The sequence below is a fragment of the Microbispora sp. H10670 genome (assembly GCF_014161385.1).
Lineage (GTDB): Bacteria > Actinomycetota > Actinomycetes > Streptosporangiales > Streptosporangiaceae > Microbispora > Microbispora triticiradicis.
Map to the genome: position 1 here is coordinate 24,613 of NZ_JABBWW010000042.1, position 19,027 is coordinate 43,639.

The window sequence follows — 19,027 nt, forward strand, 5'->3', positions numbered from 1 at the left end:
TTCCCCAATGACGCCGCAAGAAGGGGCATGTTAAATCAACTGCGTTGAAACCGGCCGCCGGGCCGGCGGCGTGTGCAATCTGAGGAGGCGTGTGCGATAGGAGAGGTATGACCCGCGCACCTCGGAACCCGGATCGACTCAGCCCCGGTTTTCCGCGCCCGGAATTACGAGGACCCGGGCGGGAATGACAGGCCCGGCACGCGTACTCCTCCGCTACGGAACGGATTTCCGCCATGTCCGAATCAACTGAGCCGCTGACAGAAATCCCCGTCGTCGAGCTTACAGACGTGGAAAGAGAGGCCCTCAGGGCCGGGATCGCCTCCGTCGACGCCAATCCGTACGACGAGTTCGAGACCTTCCTGGCGCAGGTACGCCGGAACCGGGGCGTGCTCCCCGCAGGGGTGCGCGCGGCGGTGGAGGCCCTCCGGCTCCGCCGGGCGCCCGGCGCGCTGCTCCTCCGCAACCTGCCGATCGTCCGCGACCTGCCGCCCACACCAGGACGGTCCTTCTCCTCGCTGCCCGAACTCGCCGCGGTGGGCACCGAGGCGTTGCTCGCCGGCGTGGTCGACCTGCTCGGCGAGCCGTTCAGCTACCTGGAGTGGGACTCCGGTCATCTGGTCCACAACAAGTACCCGATCCGGGCCCATCGCGATCTGCAGTTCGGGTCCAACGCGGTGGAGTTCCTCCTGCACACCGAGACTCCCTTCCGCGACGTGTCCCCCGACTATCTCGCCCTGCTCTGCCTGCGGGGCGATCCGACCGGTCAGGCCAAGACCCGGGTCGCCGACATCACCCGGGTCGTCGACTCGCTGGACGAGGCCGATCTGGCGGTGCTCGCCCAGGCGCGGTACGCGTTCGAGACCGACAACCCGGTGGTCGTCATCGACGGGCGCGGGCTCACCGAGCCGCAGCCGATCATCAGTTTCCGGGACGGCACGCGGGTGATCGAGTACGTCGGCGACCTCGTCGCGATCGACGAGGAGTCGCAACGGACGCTGGACGAGTTGTCCCGGCGGGTCCTGGCCATCGCCACCGACGTCCCGCTGGTCACGGGAGACCTGCTCGTCCTCGACAACTCGCGGGTCGTCCACGGGCGCAACGCCATCGTCCCGAGCTACGACGGGACCGATCGCTGGCTGCAACGCATGCTCGTCACCACCCGCCTGCTGGACGGCGACCGCGAGACCGGCCGCCTGATCTCCGATCGGCGTTACGCGAACTACCCCGACGACTACCAGAAGGCGCTCAGCCAGCCCGCCACCCAGCCGTAGCGGGCCCGGCTCCCCGACCGACGCGAGGACTCAGACCATGTGGAACGGCTACCCGGTCGTCGACGCGGACGGCCATGTGATCGAACCCGGGAATCTGTGGGAGGAGTACGTCGACCCCGCTTTCCGGGAGGCGTGCCTGCGGGTGGAGCGTGATCCGTCCGACGGCGACCGCCTCCTCATCGACGGGAGACCCTCCAGGCTCATCCGCCGGCTCGGCGGCGTCCCCTACGATCCGGACGAGCCGATCGTGGACTGGAACACCCTGGAACGCGCGGAGTACGCGCCCTTCAGGGAGTCGTGCCCGCCGGCGTCCTACGACGGCGACGCACGGGTGCGGTGGCTGGACGCCGAGGGCATCGAGGCCACGCTGCTCTTCCCGTCCCTCGGCCTCATCTGGCCCAGGGAGGTGGACTGCGCCTCCCCCTACGCGGTCGCCCACCTGCGGGCCTACAACCGCTGGATGGCCGACTTCGCCTCGGCCGCCCCGGACCGGCTCGTCCCCGTGGGTCAGCTGGCGCTGTCCCCCGAGGCGCCGTTTCCGCAGGAGGTGGCCGCGCTCGCCGCGACGGGCTTCCGGCACGTGATGCTTCCCCACGGGGTGACGGTCCTCGACGCCCGGCTCGACCCGTTCTGGGCGGCCGCGCAGGACCACGGCATGGTGATCCACCTGCACAAGGTCGCCGTGCCGCACCTGCTGCCGCTGCCCCTCCCGACCAGCGTGCGCGCGCCCGGCACCGGCGCCTTCTTCAACCACGTCAACGAGATCCTGCCCGGGCAGCTCTTCCTGGCGGGGCTGCTCGACGCCCGGGTCCCCGACCGCTTCCCGGACCTGCGGTTCGCCTTCCACGAATGCAACATCGGCTGGCTGCCGGCCTGGCTGGAGCGCGCGCAGGAGTCGTTCGAGACGCTGCGGGAGACCGGGCGCGACACCCCCGACCACCCGCCCCGGCACTACCTGTACGACCGCGACGCCTTCTTCTTCTCGACCGGCCTCGGCGAGCGTCTCGACGGGCTCCACGAAGAGCTCCGCTCCCGGGTGCTCCTCGCCACCGACTTTCCCCACCCCGGCACGCCCTTCCGGCCGCGCGAGGAGTGGGACCCGGTTCTGGCGGCCTTCCCCGAGGACCTGCGCCGTGCCCTGCTCGGCGAGAACGCCCTCCGCATCCTGGACAAATAACTCCCCCGGAGAACTTTCATGAGACGTGCGGCCGCTCGTGACTCCCGCATCCCGCTGACGCTGAAGAACCTCGATCTCGTACGGATCGAAGAGGTGTTCCGGCTCGGCGCCCTCCGGGACGGAGTGCGTTTCGCCACCACCGACATCCGGCTGCCGATCCTCGGCCAGGTGCTGCCGCGGATCGAGATCGTGATCAGCGGCCCCGACTTCCGCAAGAAGATCACCGTACGGGTGAACCAGGCCTCTCCCTTCTGCTTCGACGGCACGCGGCTCAGCGCGCTGATCAACGACGAGGATCGCGAGGTGGCCTGCGAGCAGTTCGTCGACGACGACCGGGCGCCCACCGGCATGTACAACTTCGGGCTGCTCCGCGAGAACGGCACCCGCAGTTTCGTCTTCGACTACCACACCTACTGCGCGTACTCCTGCGACTTCTGCTTCAAGGAGAGCGAGTGGGAGGTGCTCGCCATCCAGCAGACGAAGACCGGGAGCTACAAGGCCAACTTCGACGAATGCCTCCGCTACGTCGAAGAACACGCGGAGGACTTCCACACCAAGTACGACATCGTCTGGCTGTGCACCGGCAGCATCACGAACGAGGCGCTCGAACTGGAGCGTCACTGCCGGATGGCGACGGCGCTGCGCGACGTCGGGTACACGGAGGGGATCTACGTCTCGCAGGTCATCCCGCCGAGCCTCATCGGGAACCGGGCCCGCCGGATCGAATATCTCACCACCCTGCGCGACTCGGGCGTCTCCCGCTTCAACAGCGGGATCGAGGTGGTCAGCGCGGACTACCGGCGACGGCTCATCCACGGCTACAAGGCCGACATCACCTTCGCGGACTACGTGGACATCTTCACCGACGCGGTGGAGGTGTTCGGCTCCGGCAACGTCGGCAGCTGCCTGCTCGCCGGGATCGAGCCGCCCGAGGAGACCCTGCGTGGGCTGGAGACCATCGCCGGGCTCGGGGTCGTCCCCTCTCCCACGGTCTTCACCGCGTTCGTGGTCAAGCAGCAGCAGATTCCCTTCGTCTACGACCTCGACGAGCTCATCCGCGTGCACGTGAAGTTCAACGAGATCATCGAGCAGTACCGGCTCCCCGTCTTCTCGGGGGTATTCAGCCTTGCCTGAGCACCACCCGCACCGCCGGGGGCTGCTGACCCTGCCCCCGGACGTCGCCGAAGGCGGCGAAGACCAGTCGTCCGGCCTCGGGCCCGAGCTGGCCCGGGCCGCGACGCGGTTCGGCCGGACCCTGGGCGAGGCCGGCCTGCTGCACGTCACCGGGGCATGGGTACCGGCGGACCTGCCGCCCACGCCCGACCGCCCCTACACCGAGGTGGGGCACCCGATCGGGACCGAGTCGCCGCTGCTCGCCCTCGCGTCCCTGGTCGGCGAGGTGATCTCCTTCGCGGACTGGCACGCGGGCGCGCGCGTGCAGAACCTCTACCCGCTCCGCGGGGAGGCGTCCAGGCAGAACGCCAGCAACGCCGTCTACCTGGAGATGCACACCGAGACGGCGTTCCGCCCGAACACGCCGGACGCCCTCGTCCTGCTCTGCCTGCGGGCGGACGAGAGGGTCGGCACCCTGGCGTGCGACCTGCTCGACGTGTGGGCGGAGCTCGATCCCGGCACTCGCCGTGCGCTGGCCGAGCCGGCCTTCGCCTTCCGCCTGCCCGACGGCACGGTCACCGAGCCCAAACCGGTGGCGTCCCGGTGGCGCGGCCGGCTCCGCTTCAACTACGCCGAGGCGCTGTGCGCGGTCGGGGAGGAGTACGAGCGCCCGCTGCGGACGCTGCGTGAGGGGATCGCGGACCGCACCGTCACGATCAACCTTCGGACCGGGGACCTGTTGCTCATCGACAACACCCACCTCGTTCACGGCCGCACCGCCTACCAACCGCGCTACGACGGCACGGACCGCTGGCTGCAGCGGTGCCTGATCCGTGCCGCCGCGTGAACGCACAACAGGAGAAAGATTGAGCAACCTCTGCGACATCGGTGTGGACCCCCGCTGCTGGTATCCGGCCTGCCGCAGCGACGAGCTGGGTCCGGGACAGGCCAGGGAGGTCCGCTTCCTCGGCCGTTCCTTCGTCGTCTTCCGTGACGGTCAGGGCGCGGTCCACTGTCTCGACAACGCCTGCGCGCACCGCCGCGTCGCGCTCCACGAGGGCGAGGTGCGCGACTGCCGCATCGTCTGCCCGTACCACGGATGGGAGTACGGCCCGGACGGAGCGCTCGCCCGGATCCCCTACTGGGAGGAGGAGGCGCCGCTTCCCCGCCTGCGGGTGCGGAGCTTTCCCGTCGCCGAGCGCAGCGGCCTGGTCTGGTTCGTCCCCGAGCCCGCCGACCCGCTGCCTCCGCAGCCGCCGGACACCTCGCGCTGGGACGGCGGCGAGTGGTTCTCGTTCCGGCAGGACCGGGTCTTCCCCAACCACTACGGCGTCGGCCTGATCAACGGGATGGACTACACCCACTTCCACCTGCATCGGAAGTACCAGCCCTGGTCGCGGCTGCGCCTGCGCGACCTCGAGACCGACGAGCAGCGCGTCTTCGGGTCGTACGAGGTGACCAGCGGGCACAGCCGGGCGGAGCGTACGCTCCGGATGCTGCTCGGCTCCGATCGGAACGCCTCCACGGTGACCTACCCGCTGGAGGTGTACTACGACTATCCCCATCATCAGGCGCGTCTCGGCGACGGGATGGTGGTGTGGGCCTTCTTCCGGCCGGAGGGCCGGGACCGGGTCGCCGTCTACATCACGCTGTACATCAAGGCCAGGCGGGGCACCAGGCGCCTGCGCCAGTTCGCCGAGCCGTTCTTCCGCCGTCTGGTGCTCGCCCGGATCCAGGAACAGGACGCCTGGATCGGGGTGCGCGAGCAGATCGCGTGGGAGACCCGCCCGGACGAACCGCGCTGCGAGCTCAACCCGGTGGCGGCGGCGGCGGAACGGCTGCTGCGGTCCAGGTGGCAGGCCTACGTCGAGGAGGCCGGCCCTCCGGACGACCGATGGCCGGGCGTCCGCCTCACGCACGGGGCCGCTCGGTGAGCGCACGCGACGAGGAAACCTCGCCGGCCGGGACCGATGTGGCGATCCACGGCCAGGCTCTGTCCAAGAGCTACGGTTCCGGCCGCCGGGCCGTGCGGGCCGTAAGCGACGTCAGCCTGAAGGTCCGCACCTCGGAGTTCCTGGCGATCATCGGTCCGTCGGGCTGCGGGAAGACGACGCTGCTCCGGATGATCGCCGGGCTCGAGACGCCCACCGACGGCACGATCACCTGTTGCGGCGGTCCACCGGCCCGGCTGGCGCGGGAACACCGCATCGGCATGGCCTTCCAGGACCCGGCCCTCCTCCCCTGGGCGTCGCTGCGGCGCAACGTCGAGTTCGTCTACCGCGCCGCGGGACGGCGGCCGGACCGGGAGCGCGTCGACGAGATCCTGGACCTCGTCGGCCTCCGCAGCCTCGCCCACCTGCGCCCCCACGAGGCGTCCGGCGGCATGCGACAGCGCGTGGCGCTGGCGCGGGCGCTGGTCATGGAGCCGTCGCTGCTGCTCCTCGACGAGCCGTTCGGAGCGCTCGACGCCATCACCCGGCGCCGGTTGAACCGCGAGCTGGAACGCGTCTGGACCGTCGTCCGCCCGACCACCGTTCTGATCACCCACGCGGTCGAGGAGGCGGTGCTGCTGGCCGACCGCGTCGTGGTGATGTCGGGCCGCCCGTCCACCATCGTGAGGGAGATCACGGTGCCGATGGCGCGGCCCAGGCCCGAGGTCCCGGACGAGTCGTTCCGGCACGCCGTGCAGGAGTGCATCGAGGCGCTCGATGCCTAGACCGTCTCTCCGTGGCCGCGCTCACCGCGCGGCCACGCCCCTCCTGGGCGGCGTGCTGCTCGTGTCCGCCGCCCTGCTCGTGTGGTACGGGTTCGGCGCCGCGGGTTCGGCGGAGATCTGGCCCGTTCTGGCCTCCCGCCGGGAATTGCTAATCGAGTCGGCCGGAGTCACCCTGCTGGAGGCCGCGTACGGCCTGGTCGCCGGGGCCGCGCTCGCGATCGTGGCGGCCTGGGCGGCCGGCGCCGCGGACGGGGCGCGGGGGCCGCTCCAGCTCCTCATGCTGATCTGCTACGCGGTCCCGCTGGTCGCGCTCGGGCCGCTGCTGACCTCGTCGGTGGAGCGCGAGGCCATACCGGTGATCGCCGCCGCGATCAGCGTGGCCCTGCCGGTCTTCTCGGCGGCCGAGGCCGGGCTGGGGACCATCCCCAAGGGACTGCGAGACCTGCTCGCCGTGCACGGCGCGGGACGGTGGCGTCGCCTGCGCCTGGTGGAGGCCGCGGGGGCTCTCCCGCACGTCGTGGAGGGCGTCAAGTTCGCCGTGCCCGGAGCCCTCCTCGGAGCGCTCATCGGTGAGTGGTTCGGCTCCGAGCGCGGGCTCGGCGTGCTCCTGGTCTCGGGGCTGCGTGAGGGACAGGACGACCTGGTGGCGACGGTCAGCGTGCTCGTCGTCGCGGTGTCCTCGATCGTCTACGCGGTGTTCGCCCGGCTCGCCCGGACGGTCCACCGCCGCCGCGGAACCACCGGGAGCGTCGCATGAGCCGCGCGCGCGTGCACCGGCTGCTCGGATACGGCGTCGTCCTCGTCGGCCTCCCCGTGGTCTGGGTCCTGGTGCGCCTGAGCGGCGCCGTGCCCGCGCTGCTGGTGCCCGACCCCGCGAAGGTGGCGGACAGCCTGGTCGCCAAGGTCGCGGACCCGAGCGCGCTGGCGCTCACCGTGGCGCGTGCCGTCGCCGGCATCGGGCTGGGACTGGTGTTCGGCACGGCGCTGGCGATCGCCGCGCACCTGCTCCCGATGGTGGAGCCGCTCACCCGCGTCGCCGGAATGATCATGCGGTGTGTGCCGGTGCTCGCCCTGAGCCCGCTGATCGCCACGTTCTTCGGCTACGGCGGGCCGGCCGCGGTCGCCACCGCTGCGATAATGAGCTTCTTTCCCTCGTTCGCCCTGGTCGGCGCCGCTCTGTGGCGGATCCCGCCCGCCCTCGTCGACGTCGTCCGGGTCACCGGGGGCGGCCGGGGCAGGCTCCTGTGGTACGTCTCGCTGCCCGTCGCCCTGCCGGAACTGGTGCAGGCGGCCAAGCTGACCTCCTGCGTCGGGGTGCTCGCCGCGCTCACCGCGGAGTTCCTCACCGCCAACGACGGGCTCGGAGCCCTGCTGGCCCGCTCCCAGGGGCTCCTGGACACGCCCACGGTGTGGGCGATCCTGCTGACCTCGCTGGCCAGTTCCCTGCTCGCCTACGAGGTCATGGACCTCGCCGAGCGGAGGACACGTTCTCTCCTCTCCCTGCACAAGAACTGAACGGCACCAAGAAAAGTGAACGGCACCAAGAAAAGGACGGACTCACAGTGGACCAGTTCTCCCGGCGCGGGTTCCTGCGCACCACCGTGGCTCTCGGCGGACTGAGCGCCGCGGGACTGCTCACGGCGTGTTCTCCGTCATCGGGCGGGGGGTCCGCGGACGGCGGGAAGGTGGTGCGTACCCAGTTATCCTGGCTGAAGACCGTCACGTTCGCCGGCTTCTACATCGCCGAGGAACAGGGGTACTTCAAGGAGGAGGGACTGTCGGCGCCGCTTCTCGCCGGCGGGCCGAACATCCCCGACGCCGTCAGCGTCGTCACCGCGGGTGGCGCGGACGTCGCACTGGTCGACTTCGGCGCCCTCATCAAGGCCAGGGAGAGCGAAGCCGACCTCGTCGCGATCGGCGCCGTCTTCCAGGAGAGCCCGGGCGGCTTCGTCAGCCTCGCGTCCAACCCGGTGCGCACCGCCAAGGATCTCGTGGGCAAGCGCATCGGCCTGTCACCCGGCGCGGAGGTCATGGTGGAGGCGATCCTGAAGATCAACAAACTGCCCGTCCGCTACGAACGGGTTCCGGTGGGCGCGGGCACCACGGCGCTCACCAAGGGGGACTGCGATGTCATGGCCTGCTACGTCACCGCCCAGCCACTCGCGCTGGAACAGCAGGGCGTCCGCGTGGTCAGCGTGACCCAGGGGCAGCTGGGCATGCCCGACTACGCGCTCGTCATGGCGGTGAAACGCGCCGACCTCGCGGCGGACCGGGCGCGTTTCGTCGGTTACCTGCGCGCGGTGATCCGGGGATACCGGCACAACCTGAAGGACCCGGCGCTCGGGACCAAGCTGGCCGTGGAGAAGTACGGCAAGGACCTCGGACTCGATCCGGCGGCGGCCCGGCGGGAGAACGAGGTGCAGGCCGCGCTCATCCGCGGAGCCACCGGTGACCGCGGCCTGGGCTCGATCGACCCCGACCGGCTGGCGGGTCCCGTCTACGCCGGTCTGCGGGCACGCGGCGTGAGCACGCTGCCTCCCGTCTCCTCGGTGCTGGACACCAGCCTGGCGAAGGAGGCCCTCGTTGGCTGAGCGGCCGGGTGAGCACGGCGCACCGGAGGTGTCCGTCGTCATCCCCACCTACAACCGGGCGCGGGAGCTGGACCGTACGCTGCGCTCCCTGGCTCACCAGGACCTGCCCCGCGACCGGTACGAGGTGATCGTCGCCGACGACGGGTCGAGCGACGACACCCGGCTCGTGGTCGAGAGTCACGCCGGGAACCTCCGGATCGGCTACGTCTACCAGGAGGACCTGGGATTCCGGGCGGGGCAGGCACGCAACCTCGGCGCGGCCCGGGCCGAGGGGCGGATCCTGGTGTTCCTCGACAGCGGGATGCTCGCCTCCCGCCACCTGCTGAGCGGGCACCTGGCCGCGCACGAGGGCGGCGGCCGGGCCGTGATCGGTTACATCTTCGGCTACGACCACGACCCGGCCAACCGGGTCTCCCACGACGATCTCGGCGAGCCGCCCGACGAGCTGATCGACCGGTTCACCCTGAGCGGGCGGCACCGGGACATGCGGGAGCCGTGCTACCGGAGCCTCGGGGACGACATCGACCGGTACGCCGCTCCGTGGATCTTCTACTGGACCGGCAACGTGTCCGTCGGCGCCGCCGACTTCCACCTGGCCGGTGGTTTCGACGACGACTTCGTCGGCTGGAGCGGTGAGGACGTCGAACTGGGCCGGCGCCTGTACGAGAAGGGGCTGAAGTTCACCCTGGCCCGCGGGGCGGCCTGCGTCGAGATCCCCCACACCCGCGACCTGGCGGCGCTGCGCCCCAGCTACGAGAAGCACGCGGCGCTGCTGCTGCGCAAGCACATGGATCCCGTCGTCGAGGTCTCCACGGTCTGCTGGGCGCACGAACTCCATCCGCGGCTCGCCGAGCTGCGGGCCGCGTCCCGGAACCGGATCCGGCTGGCCCGGCTCCGGCCGTCCGGCCGGCGGGTCGATCCCGGCCCCGCCACGGCCCTGTTCGGGGCCGACTGCCTGTACGCCGTGAACGGCGGTGACCTCTGCGTCGAGCCGGTTCCCGGACTCGCCCAGGAGGCGCGCCGCAACCACCCCGGCATCGAGGTGCTGCCGCTGCACGGCTTCCGCACAATGCTGGAGCCCGGCACCTTCGACCTCTGCCTGCTCGCCCCCTCCCTGCGCGCCTATCCCCGGTGGGCGGTGGAGCTCCTGGAGAGCGAGGCGGCCAGGATCGGCAGGCGCGTCCGGTGGCTTCCCGCGGCGGAGACCGTCCCGAGCGAGGAGCGATGACGGATCGCCTCGCCGACCCCCCCGGGTTCCCGCGCATCAGCGTCGCCGTCATGTACCACCCGGCCAGAGGGGACCGGATCCCCCGGATCGCCGAGGCGTGTGCTCCGTTGCGGCTCGTGCCGGTCCCCGACCCCGACCCCGGCTCGTTCCCCAGCCCGCTGCGTACGGCGAAGCGCGCGTGGGCGGCCTGGAGCCCGGACGCGACCCACCATCTCGTCCTCCAGGACGACGTGCTCCTCGTGGACGGGTTCCCCGCCCATCTGCGCGCCGCGGTCGCGGCCTGTCCGGACGACGCGCTCGCCCTCTACGCGCACTGGAACTCGCCCTACAACTCCTACGCGATCCGCCAGGCGGCGGCCGGCGGCGCGTCGTGGGCACGGCTCGTCCCCGGCGAGTGGGTCCCCACGCAGGGGCTCGTCCTGCCGGTCGGCCTGGCCAAGGAGCTCGGCGACTACCTGGCGGGCGTCCCCGACCACGTCCGCGACGACGACACGGTGATCGACCTCTTCCTGCGTGAGCACGACCGCCGCGTCCTGGTGACCGTGCCCCACCTGCTCGACCACGACGAGGTCGCCAGCGTCGCCGGGAACATGGATCACGGCGTGCGGCGCGCCACGGTCCTCCTGCCCGGCGCGGACCTCCCCGCGGAACGCTGGCTGGAACCGCCGCGATTCGACAAGGGCGCGGTGATGCGCGGGAAGGGTGCCTCCACCTGGGACTTCTCCGTGACCTACGCCTTCGGCACCTGCTTCCTCGGCTTTCTGCGGCCGACGAGTGAGGAGTTCGTCCGGCATCCCTTCGGACGGTGGAGCGACTGGTGCGGCGTGCTCGGCCTCGGCCGGGCCGACGTTCTGGCAGGTCTGGAGGCCTATCTCGCGTCCCCGGACGGCCGCGACCGGGCGCGTGCCCTCGCGGAGGCGGGGACGGCGCCGGGCACCGCGGCGGAGCTGTGGGCGGCGGCGTTCCTGCTGGGGGCCGATGTCGGAACCGGCCTCGCAACCGGCCTCGGAACGGACGGCGGAACGGGCGCGCGCGCGGGTCTCGTCGGTCCGCTGCGGCGGGCGGCGGTGACCAGCTGGATCGACTCGGGGCTGCCCGCCGCCGACAGGGCGTTGCTGTGCGGCGGAGCGCGTGCGGCCCTGGCCGATCTCGGCGTCGCGGGCCTGACGCGCGGCCTGACCGCGGACCGGGGGCGGGCGGCCCCCTCCGACGAGCCACCGGCCGGGGAGATCCTCCGCCTGCTCGCCGTGCGGGAGGCCGAGGGATTCCTCCGCACGGCGCGTTTCCCTCCCCCGCTCACCGTCGAGGTCGTCACCTGCCCCCGCTGCGGGGCGGGGCCCGAGGAGGCCGCCGCGTATCTCAGGACGGTGGAGTTCTGCGCGCTGCGCGTGGTGCGGCCGGGCGCGGGGCCCCGCGACGGCACTCCGTGGCTGCGGATGACCGGATGCGAGCGGTTCCCGGTGCACGGGCTCACTCTCGTCGCCGATGTACGGGAACGGCTGCCGCGGCTCTCGGGGGAGTTCGTGACCCGGCCGGCCTTCCTGCTGGATCGGGGGCTCGACCCGGACGCGCCCGATCCGCTGCCCGCTCTGGCGGCGGTGGACGCGGCGGAACGCTGGGCCGACGACTTCTTCGCCGGCCGCCTCTCCCCCTCGGCGGCTCCGGACGTCATGGTCCTTCCCGTGTCCACCGGTGTCCATCGGTGGGCGGCCCGGCCGGCCGCGGACCTTCTGGAGCCCGCCGCGTGGGTCGAGGAGGTGAGCCGGTACGGGCGGGCCCTGGACGGGCACCCGCTCGCTCCGCACTCCCCGGCGTCCGAGGCCGCGGAGCGCTACCGCGCGATCCGCGACGACCTGGTCCGGCGGAGGTTGACCGAGATCACCCTGAACTACCCGCGGGGCCCCCGGGTGAACGGCCGGCTCGATCCCGCGAAGCTCGTACGCCCCTGGTGACCCGGCGAGGTGCGGCCCCTCTCGCACGAGAGGGGCCGCACCTGTCCCTTCGCAGGTCGGGTGCCAAGGGGTCTTCCGGCGGTCAGACCACGGTGCAGGGGACGCCGTTGAGGGTGAAGGAGGTGGGCTCGGACGTGTTGCCGGTGTGGCTGGCCTGGAACCCGATGTCGACGGTGGCCCCGGGGGCGAGCGTGCCGTTGTAGTCGACGTTGCGGGCGCTCACCTGGCCGCTGGAGGGCGAGTAGGTGGCGTTCCAGCCCGAGGTGATGGTCTGTCCGGAGGGCAGGGTGAACGCCAGCGTCCAGCCGTTGATCGTCGAGGACCCGGTGTTGGTGATGCTGATGCTGGCGGTGAAGCCGTTGCTCCAGCTGTTCATCGTGTAGGCGACCCGGGCCGCACCGGTGCCGCCGGTCGGCGACTGACTGGGTGACTGGCTGGGTGACTGGCTCGGCGACTGGGAGGGCGTCACGGTCGGCGTCAGCGTGGGCGTCGCGGAGGGCGAGGAGCCGCTGAGGCTGGTCACGTAGGTCGTCATGCTGCGAGCGGGAAGCGTGACGGTGAGGGAGCCGTTCGACATGGTGGTCGCCGCCTGGGGCGCGACGTTCCTGCTCCCGTCGGTCACCCACGACGAGACACCGGCCGAGCCGGCGCCCGCCACGCTGAACTGCTGGCTCACCGCAGAGGTGTTCTTGTTGATGGCGACGATGACGACGGTGTTGCCGCTCCGGTACGCCGAGACGTAGACGTTCGTCGCCGGGTTCGCCGTCGCGTCGATCCGCACGTATCCGGGGCGGACGAACCTGGCGAACTGCGCCATGATGGCGCCGCGCTTGCTGAGCTGGCCGTCCTCCCGCATGGGGCCGTAGCTGCGCCGGATGTACCACCAGACGTACGCCTGGAACTCGGCCTCCACCATGGCGCGGTGCATGTGCTCGCCCACGTCGAGCGCCTGGGGCCAGGTGTCCGCCGAGTCGGTGCTGTTGGGGTAGTACACCTCCGTCATCCAGAGCTCCTTGCCCGCGCCCTTCTGCTTAAAGAGGGGGTAGGGGAAGTTCGAGTAGGACGTGCCGTAGAGGTGCGCCCCGATGATGTCGGTGTTGGCGAGCGCCGTGGAGTCGTTGAGGATCGGGTCCGACATGCTCTTCACGTACTGGAAGGACTCGGGCGCCATGACCCTGGTGTTGATCGAGCCGGCGTTCTCCCGCAGGAACTTCACCATCTCGGCGGAGGTCCACCACGTCCAGTCGTGCGCGTAGTCGGGCTCGTTCTGCACGGATATGGCGTACAGGTTCACCCCGTTGTTCTTCATGTACGTGCTGAAGGAGTTCAGGTGCTGGGCGTACGCCCCGTACTGGTCGTACCTGAGGCGTTTGGCGTTGGTCTGGCCGCTGCGGTTGAAGGTCTCGATCATGCTGGCCGGGGGATTCCACGGCGACGCGAAGACGGTCACCCCGAGCTCGACCGCGCGCTTCGCCGTCGCCAGGTCACGGCCGAAGTCCGCCTGGCTCTCGCCGACGGGGATCCGCAGGATGGAGAACCCCAGCTTGCCCTCGCCGGTCTGGAACGCCGTGTCCCGCTGGGCGGACGTCAGATCGCCGGCCCAGGCGGCGTGGGTCATGCCGCCGAAGCCCTTGATCGTCTGCCGCTGCGCCGACGGGTTGACGGTCGCGGTGGCCGCCGCGGCCTCCGTGGCCCCCAGGACGGCCGACGTGGCCGTGATGACCGGCACGGCTCCTATCGTCGTCAGGACGGACCGCCGGCTCAGCGCCCTTCGCTCGCCGCTCACCGGTCCATTCTGGTCGTGCGTCATGTCTCCTCCTCGTGGTCTCCGGTACCGATCCGCGCCTTGACGTCGCGGTTCTTCCTCGGCTCCGGATGTTGGCGTTAACATTCCCTCGCATGGACCGGCACGTGAGGCGCCGGAGATACGGACCGCTCAAGGTGGTGCGCGGAGGGGGTAACACTCCAGCGGAGTGTGGTTCCGCCCCCGGCGGGGGTCAAGCACGGGGTGCGGCCCCTACGCCCGTGAACTGTGCGAACGTCTCGCCGGACCGTGAAACTTACAGCTCGGGGAATCGGCCGCTCTGCACCGGTTCAGCCGAGGTCCGGGCCGGGGACCGCACGGCGCCGGCCCGGGCCGGCCGCGCGTTTCCCGCTTCTCGTCAACCCGGATCGCGTCTCAGGGCGTGTCGGGGTGGCATCCGCCGACGAGAGGAGACCGGGTGGACGCGGATTTCGTGGAGTTCGTACGGCGCCGGGGCGACCATCACCTGAGAACGGCGGTGCTGCTGACGGGAGACTGGCACGCCGCCGAGGACCTGGTGCAGACCAGCCTCGGCAAGCTGTACAAGGTCTGGCATCGGCTGGACACCGGCAGCGAGCCCGACGCCTACCTGCGGCGCATCCTGGTCAACACCCACCGGTCCTGGTGGCGGGCCCGATGGCGGCGGGAGATCCCGCGCGCCGAGCACCCCGGTATGCCGAGCACGGAGGACCTGGGTGAGACGCGGGCGGTGGCCGAGGACGTCAGGAACGCGCTGGCCAGGTTACCCGCGCGGCAGCGCACCGCCCTGGTGCTGCGGTTCTTCGCCGACCTGCCCGAGGCGGAGGTCGCCGACCTCATGGGCTGCTCGGTGGGGACCGTCAAGTCGCACACCCACCGTGGGCTGCACGCGATGCGGCGACTGATATCGCCCGGCCTGGTGGTCAACCACGCCGAGGCGGAAGGGAGTGGTCTCCGGTGAGACCCCGACACGAGGAGCCGGAAATGAACGAGAGAGACCTGCGCACGTTGCTCGTCAGAGCCACCGAGGATCGGCCCGCGGGCATCGACCTCATGCCGTCGATCACCCCCCGGCCGAGGCGGGTCCTGGTGCCGTCGCTCGCCGCGCTGGGGGCCGCCGCGCTGGTGACCGTGATCGTGACGGCGCTGCCCGCGAGCCAGACGTCGGCGCAGGCCCAGGTGGCCGCCGCCCTCCACACCACGAGCGGTGAGAGCTTCCGGATCCACGTCCAGTCGGGCGGCCGGACGTGGGACGGCGCCTTCGATCCCGTCCGGCGGGTCGGGGTCATCGCGGAGGCGGGAGATCCGTCAGAGACCCGCTTCGTCGGCGACCTGATGTACCAGAAGCCGGCCGGCGCGGCGAAATGGGAGGAGCTGCCGCGCGTCGACGAGAGACTGCGGAACGCGCCGCCGACGGCCGCCCTGGTCAAGCTCGCCCCGCAGGACCCGCAGGCGGCCCTGGAGCGGCTCCGCGCGGCCACCGACGTACGCGAGGACGGCCCGGCGTCCGGCCCCGGGTGGAGCGGGCGGCGGTTCGCCTTCACGATGACGGGCGGATCCGGCTCCGACTCCGGCTCCGGCGACGCGGAGTTCCGGTCTCCGGCGCTCTCCGGCCAGGTGGACGTGGACGACGAGGGCCGGGTGCGACGCCTGGAGTTCGACTTCCCGAAGGACAGCCATCGTCTCGTCATGGACATCGCCGACTTCGGCACCCCGGTGACCGTCACCGCCCCGCCCCCCGGCGAGGTGGTGCCCGGGCCGGTGGACGCCTCCGGCGGGGCCAAGGGTGAGCACTCCCCCGATCTCAAGGGGCGGGACACGAAGCCGGCCGGCGGGAAGTCCTGATCAGGCGGTTCCCGGGCCGGGGCGGCGCCGCCCCGGCCCGGGACCGCGAGGCGGCGTGACCGCGACGGCCACCGCATTCGTCAGGGAAGAGCGACGAACCACCTCAGGAACTCCCGGGCGGAGGGGGTGTCCAGCCGGTAGTCGATGTTCGTCGACCTGCAGACGTCGTCCACTCCGCTGATCGTCGTGGCCACGAGCAGATCGGAGTCGGCGGTGCCGAGGAAGTTCGGGCCGCCGGAGTCTCCAAAGCAGGTCCCCCCTTCCCCACGCTCCGAGTCAGGCGTCAGCCTGAGCCAGGTGGCGCCGAGGCGCCCGAACGAGATGGACGTCCGGTTACGCGTGTCGTTGTAGGTGAACCGCCATCCGCCCTCCCTCTTCGTGGGGGTCAGCGCGCCGTACCCGACGGGGGTGAACCGCGTCGACTTCAACGTGCCGTCGTCCCGCATCCGGTCGAGCAGGCCCTGGGCGGGCAGCCGGGCCGGCTTGATCGCGGGGACCGCGGAGGGGAAGACGACGACCGCCACGTCGTGGAGATGGTGCCCGCGCGTGTACCTCGGGTCGCGTACGAAGCGGCCGGTGAAGACCTCGGCCCCGGGCTCGTAGCGGCCGGCGAAGGAGACCCGCGCCGTCCGCTTCCCCGGACGGCCGCAGTGGGCGGCGGTGAGGAAGACGGTCGGGGAGATCAGCGTGCCGGTGCAGTACGCCCACGTGCCGTCGCTCTCCGGGGCGTCGCCGATGAGGGCTCCCACCTGCGGATGATCGTCGCGGTCCGCCGAGCCGTTGGTGATGGCCGACGCGGGGGTGACGATTCCGACGATCATACAAAAAATAATCATGACAAATGGGACGAAACGCATGGGCAAATGTACCCCGTTTATGCGCTTCGCCCCGAAACTCAGGGAAAAGATCTACCGGCCGCGTATCCGGACGGACGTGGAGGGGAACGCCGGGAAAAGCCCACCCGGCCGTCCGCGTCCGCAGCCCGTCCGCCGATCGGCCCCGTGGATGCCGTGCGCGTCACCCGGCGCGGTCCGCGCCGCTGCACACGGCGAGTGATGGCGTACGCCCAGGCGGGAGGCGCGACGACGGTCACGGCAACCTCCCCGATCGGCGCGGCTTCGGACGGCGATCCGCGGTAACGGCCGGGACGGGACGGAGCCCGCGGCGGCCCCGGGAGGGGCGAGCACAACCAACCTCACGCAATTCCCCGGAAGGCTTTCGCCCGCCGCGCAAAGCGGCTGTGAGCCCTGGGGAACGACATGCCCAAACACCAGAGGAAGCTGCGCTTTCTGATGCGCGAGGGCGTTGTTTGCGGCTTGATGGGTGACTGTGCCGTTTGTTACCCATAGCGTGAGAACCAGGGTCTGGATCCAAAGGTTCGATGGATCGAATCGCACTCCGTGTGGCCGGAGTTCCCGGTGACATCACGGAGTCGACGGAGTGATACCTATGCTCAGAGAAGCACTGGCCGCCGGCACGATCGCCGTATCGGCCCTCGCCGCCCCGGTGGCGCTGCAGGCGCAGTCCGCCAACGCCGCCGGTACCACCGCCCAGGCCATGCAGGCTCCGGCACAGCCCTGCCCGGGAGGCAGGTGCCGTGGACGGGAGCGTCAGCGGTACGGCCAGTACGGCCGTTCCGGGCAGGTCCGGGAGCGGGAACGCGTACGTGAGGAACGCGGACGCGAACGCACGCGGCAGGAGATTCGTGGCCGCGAACGGATCCCGGCCCGGGAAGAGCGCGGACGCGAACGCTTCCGGGAGGAGACCCGCGGACGCGAACGCACACGCGAAGAGACCCGCGGACGCGAACGCTTCCGGGAGGAGCCGCGCGGGCGCGAGCGCATGCGCGAGGAGACCCGCGGACGCGAGCGCATACGGGAGGAACGCGGGCGCGAGCGCATGCGCGAGGAGACCCGCGGCGGCGAGCGCATGCGGGAGGAACGCGGACGCGAGCGCATGCGCGAGGAGACCCGCGGCGGCGAGCGCATGCGGGAGGAACGCGGACGCGAGCGCATGCGCGAGGAGACCCGTGGCCGCGGGCCGGAGCGCGAGCGCACCCGCGAGAGCGAGCGGGGCGGGGAGGAGTTCGGACGGTGACGACGGCTCCCGGCAACAGGGACAAGAGCAGGGAGAGACAGGAAGCGACAGCCGCAAGGACCGGATAGTCCACGCCCATCGAACCTGCCGGACCCATGGCCCCACGAGGTCGCCGCCTCGCGGGGCTCTCCCGTTCTCCGGGCAGGCCGGGATCGGCCGGCCCGGACGTCGCGGACGTCGCGGACGTCGCGGCCACGCGACAGACGCGCTCAGCTCCCCACCGGCTTCAGGAAGCCCTCCAGCGCCACCGCGCCCTTCCCGTAGCGGTCGTCGAGTTCCCGTCGCAGCTCCGGTGTGGCGACGTACACACCGGCGCCGACCCGGTTGCCGACGGTGTCCACGGCCAGGTTCAGGAACCGCCGGCTCCGCATCTCCCCCTCCAGCTCACGCTGGATCCGGCGGAGTTCCGACTCGGTCCGCTCGGCCCCGCTCACGCACAGCGCGCCGCCCCAGACCTCGCGGATCCAGCGCTCGCGCCCTGAGAGGTCGCCCGTGAACCTGAGGTTCAACACGTACCGCCCGGGGTCGTTGCCCATCTTCTCGATGGTGCGGACGTCATGGGAGTCGATCCCGTCCATGTAGTGCTGGTCGAGCCATCCGCCCGCGAACTCGTCGGCGGACGCCGCGCGGTCCATCGCCGCCCGCATGGCCTCCTCGGTCGCCTTCGCCCGGTCGACCGGACGCCAGCCGCCCGCGGGTTCCGGACACGGACTGGCCATGTCGGCCCCCGGCCCACCGTCTCCCCCGGGTGCGCGGTCTCCCCCCGGCGGACGGGCCTCGCGGGGAGGTTCGGTGAGCGTGAGCCGGGAGCCGTCCCAGGTGCCGACCACCCGGTACTCCCCCCAGGTGACGCCGCCGGACGATTCGGCGCCGACGGCCGTCCAGTCCCAGCCCACGATGTCCGCTCCGCCGCACTGGGGAGGGTACGACTCCGCGACCGAGGCGCACAGCTGCGGCCCGTGGTCCTTGTTCTGCAGCACGGTCCCCGTCGCCGTGTAGCGCGTGTCACCGGCGGGAGCGGCGACGTCCGGCGGCGACCCGCAGGCGGAGGCGGCGAGCGGGACGACGAGCAGCACGGCCAGGGGGACGACCACGGCGGCTGACGGGAAGCGGCTCATGCCGACTAGCTAGAAGATCACTGAAAATCTTGCGTTCTGGCCTCGCTTGGGACAGCACGGGGCCAGACTTCGTCGGCATGCAGGGTGAGTGGACCGGGGAGCCGGTCGGACCGGATGTGTGGGTGACCTGCCGGGA

Annotated in this window: 17 protein-coding genes; 14 read left to right on the plus strand and 3 right to left on the minus strand. The window is 71.4% G+C overall.

Features of this window, described 5'->3' with window-relative positions:
- The first annotated feature begins 287 nt into the window (after positions 1 to 287).
- Genes HHX33_RS32915 through HHX33_RS32965 form a run of 11 tightly spaced genes read left to right on the plus strand, consistent with a single transcriptional unit; the run spans position 288 to position 12,048 of the window.
- The gene (locus HHX33_RS32915) at positions 288 to 1,271 is read left to right on the plus strand and encodes a TauD/TfdA family dioxygenase (RefSeq protein ID WP_182877983.1); all 984 of its coding nucleotides are present in this window, start codon (positions 288 to 290) and stop codon (positions 1,269 to 1,271) included.
- A 37-nt stretch (positions 1,272 to 1,308) separates the two neighbouring features.
- Positions 1,309 to 2,448, plus strand: coding sequence for an amidohydrolase family protein (locus HHX33_RS32920; protein WP_182877984.1), 1,140 nt, complete (start codon positions 1,309 to 1,311; stop codon positions 2,446 to 2,448).
- Positions 2,449 to 2,466: 18 nt separating this feature from the next.
- A complete protein-coding gene (locus tag HHX33_RS32925; protein ID WP_182877985.1) occupies positions 2,467 to 3,582 on the plus strand; it encodes a hypothetical protein in 1,116 nt (371 codons plus the stop codon).
- Positions 3,575 to 4,408: a TauD/TfdA family dioxygenase gene (locus HHX33_RS32930; protein ID WP_182877986.1), complete on the plus strand. Its 834-nt coding sequence runs from the start codon at positions 3,575 to 3,577 to the stop codon at positions 4,406 to 4,408. Before HHX33_RS32925 ends, HHX33_RS32930 begins: the two co-directional genes overlap by 8 nt.
- A 19-nt stretch (positions 4,409 to 4,427) precedes the next feature.
- The gene (locus HHX33_RS32935; RefSeq protein ID WP_182877987.1) at positions 4,428 to 5,495 is read left to right on the plus strand and encodes a Rieske (2Fe-2S) protein; all 1,068 of its coding nucleotides are present in this window, start codon (positions 4,428 to 4,430) and stop codon (positions 5,493 to 5,495) included.
- On the plus strand, positions 5,492 to 6,277 hold the full coding sequence (locus HHX33_RS32940) for an ABC transporter ATP-binding protein (RefSeq protein ID WP_220502458.1): 786 nt from the start codon (positions 5,492 to 5,494) through the stop codon (positions 6,275 to 6,277). The genes HHX33_RS32935 and HHX33_RS32940 overlap by 4 nt, the downstream gene beginning before the upstream one ends.
- Positions 6,270 to 7,034: an ABC transporter permease gene (locus HHX33_RS32945; RefSeq protein WP_182877989.1), complete on the plus strand. Its 765-nt coding sequence runs from the start codon at positions 6,270 to 6,272 to the stop codon at positions 7,032 to 7,034. Before HHX33_RS32940 ends, HHX33_RS32945 begins: the two co-directional genes overlap by 8 nt.
- Positions 7,031 to 7,792, plus strand: coding sequence for an ABC transporter permease (locus HHX33_RS32950; RefSeq protein ID WP_117410159.1), 762 nt, complete (start codon positions 7,031 to 7,033; stop codon positions 7,790 to 7,792). Before HHX33_RS32945 ends, HHX33_RS32950 begins: the two co-directional genes overlap by 4 nt.
- A 47-nt stretch (positions 7,793 to 7,839) precedes the next feature.
- A complete protein-coding gene (locus HHX33_RS32955) occupies positions 7,840 to 8,868 on the plus strand; it encodes an ABC transporter substrate-binding protein (RefSeq protein WP_165900901.1) in 1,029 nt (342 codons plus the stop codon).
- Positions 8,861 to 10,096 carry a glycosyltransferase gene (locus HHX33_RS32960; RefSeq protein WP_182877990.1) on the plus strand — a complete coding sequence of 412 codons (1,236 nt, stop codon included), beginning with the start codon at positions 8,861 to 8,863 and terminating at the stop codon, positions 10,094 to 10,096. The genes HHX33_RS32955 and HHX33_RS32960 overlap by 8 nt, the downstream gene beginning before the upstream one ends.
- Positions 10,093 to 12,048: a hypothetical protein gene (locus tag HHX33_RS32965; protein ID WP_182877991.1), complete on the plus strand. Its 1,956-nt coding sequence runs from the start codon at positions 10,093 to 10,095 to the stop codon at positions 12,046 to 12,048. Before HHX33_RS32960 ends, HHX33_RS32965 begins: the two co-directional genes overlap by 4 nt.
- Before the next feature lie 82 nt (positions 12,049 to 12,130).
- Here the strand turns inward: HHX33_RS32965 and HHX33_RS32970 are convergent, their stop codons facing one another.
- Complete coding sequence (locus tag HHX33_RS32970) at positions 12,131 to 13,858, minus strand: cellulose binding domain-containing protein (RefSeq protein ID WP_182877992.1); 1,728 nt, start codon at positions 13,856 to 13,858, stop codon at positions 12,131 to 12,133.
- 412 nt (positions 13,859 to 14,270) lie between these two features.
- Between HHX33_RS32970 and HHX33_RS32975 the strand changes: the two genes are divergently transcribed.
- Both HHX33_RS32975 and HHX33_RS32980 read left to right on the plus strand, forming a co-directional pair.
- Positions 14,271 to 14,792 (plus strand): SigE family RNA polymerase sigma factor, encoded by a 522-nt coding sequence (locus HHX33_RS32975; RefSeq protein WP_182877993.1) that lies wholly within the window; start codon positions 14,271 to 14,273, stop codon positions 14,790 to 14,792.
- Between the two features lie 23 nt (positions 14,793 to 14,815).
- Positions 14,816 to 15,676 (plus strand): hypothetical protein, encoded by an 861-nt coding sequence (locus HHX33_RS32980; RefSeq protein WP_182877994.1) that lies wholly within the window; start codon positions 14,816 to 14,818, stop codon positions 15,674 to 15,676.
- Positions 15,677 to 15,756: 80 nt separating this feature from the next.
- Here the strand turns inward: HHX33_RS32980 and HHX33_RS32985 are convergent, their stop codons facing one another.
- The gene (locus HHX33_RS32985) at positions 15,757 to 16,497 is read right to left on the minus strand and encodes a trypsin-like serine protease (RefSeq protein ID WP_220502459.1); all 741 of its coding nucleotides are present in this window, start codon (positions 16,495 to 16,497) and stop codon (positions 15,757 to 15,759) included.
- A 628-nt stretch (positions 16,498 to 17,125) separates the two neighbouring features.
- Between HHX33_RS32985 and HHX33_RS32990 the strand changes: the two genes are divergently transcribed.
- Positions 17,126 to 17,773 (plus strand): hypothetical protein, encoded by a 648-nt coding sequence (locus HHX33_RS32990; RefSeq protein ID WP_182877996.1) that lies wholly within the window; start codon positions 17,126 to 17,128, stop codon positions 17,771 to 17,773.
- Positions 17,774 to 17,982: 209 nt separating this feature from the next.
- Here the strand turns inward: HHX33_RS32990 and HHX33_RS32995 are convergent, their stop codons facing one another.
- A complete protein-coding gene (locus tag HHX33_RS32995) occupies positions 17,983 to 18,891 on the minus strand; it encodes a hypothetical protein (RefSeq protein ID WP_182877997.1) in 909 nt (302 codons plus the stop codon).
- Between the last annotated feature and the right edge of the window lie 136 nt (positions 18,892 to 19,027).

Coding starts and splice junctions, on each gene's coding strand:
- HHX33_RS32920 (WP_182877984.1), top strand. CDS start 1,309: ATGTGGAACGGCTACCCGGTCGTCGACGCGGACGGCCATGTGATCGAA.
- HHX33_RS32925 (WP_182877985.1), top strand. CDS start 2,467: ATGAGACGTGCGGCCGCTCGTGACTCCCGCATCCCGCTGACGCTGAAG.
- HHX33_RS32945 (WP_182877989.1), top strand. CDS start 6,270: ATGCCTAGACCGTCTCTCCGTGGCCGCGCTCACCGCGCGGCCACGCCC.
- HHX33_RS32950 (WP_117410159.1), top strand. CDS start 7,031: ATGAGCCGCGCGCGCGTGCACCGGCTGCTCGGATACGGCGTCGTCCTC.
- HHX33_RS32965 (WP_182877991.1), top strand. CDS start 10,093: ATGACGGATCGCCTCGCCGACCCCCCCGGGTTCCCGCGCATCAGCGTC.
- HHX33_RS32970 (WP_182877992.1), bottom strand. CDS start 13,858: ATGACGCACGACCAGAATGGACCGGTGAGCGGCGAGCGAAGGGCGCTG.
- HHX33_RS32980 (WP_182877994.1), top strand. CDS start 14,816: ATGAACGAGAGAGACCTGCGCACGTTGCTCGTCAGAGCCACCGAGGAT.
- HHX33_RS32985 (WP_220502459.1), bottom strand. CDS start 16,497: ATGATCGTCGGAATCGTCACCCCCGCGTCGGCCATCACCAACGGCTCG.
- HHX33_RS32990 (WP_182877996.1), top strand. CDS start 17,126: ATGCTCAGAGAAGCACTGGCCGCCGGCACGATCGCCGTATCGGCCCTC.
- HHX33_RS32995 (WP_182877997.1), bottom strand. CDS start 18,891: ATGAGCCGCTTCCCGTCAGCCGCCGTGGTCGTCCCCCTGGCCGTGCTG.